The 235-nt window shown below is 47.2% G+C and carries 1 protein-coding gene; it reads left to right on the top strand.

Translation table 11 applies throughout. The annotated features are described in order from the left end of the window. A partial coding sequence (locus CF394_RS15880) for a hypothetical protein (protein ID WP_207761652.1) occupies window positions 1–208 on the top strand: 208 nt, incomplete at its 5' end. Window positions 209–235 lie beyond the last annotated feature (27 nt).

Below are 235 nucleotides of genomic sequence, written 5' to 3'. Positions count from 1 at the left end.
TGGTCAATTACATTTTCGAACGGTGAACGTCGTCGATACAGTCACTCGTCTCCGTCTGCGTGACTTGCAGGAAGTTCGGAGCAATCGTCTCGGTGGGTTTGGACTACAGACTTTAATATGGAAGTCATCGAGCGACTCCATTGGCATCATGAGCAAGGCCGCCCACAGACTTTTGGGGGCGAAGAGGAATCTCTTGAAAACGTCTTAAATAATACTTCTTTGGTCTATACAGATC

It is taken from the genome of Tetzosporium hominis (assembly GCF_002265435.1).
In the GTDB taxonomy this organism is placed as follows: domain Bacteria; phylum Bacillota; class Bacilli; order Bacillales_A; family Planococcaceae; genus Chryseomicrobium; species Chryseomicrobium hominis.
This window is presented reverse-complemented; position numbering and strand designations above follow the sequence as displayed.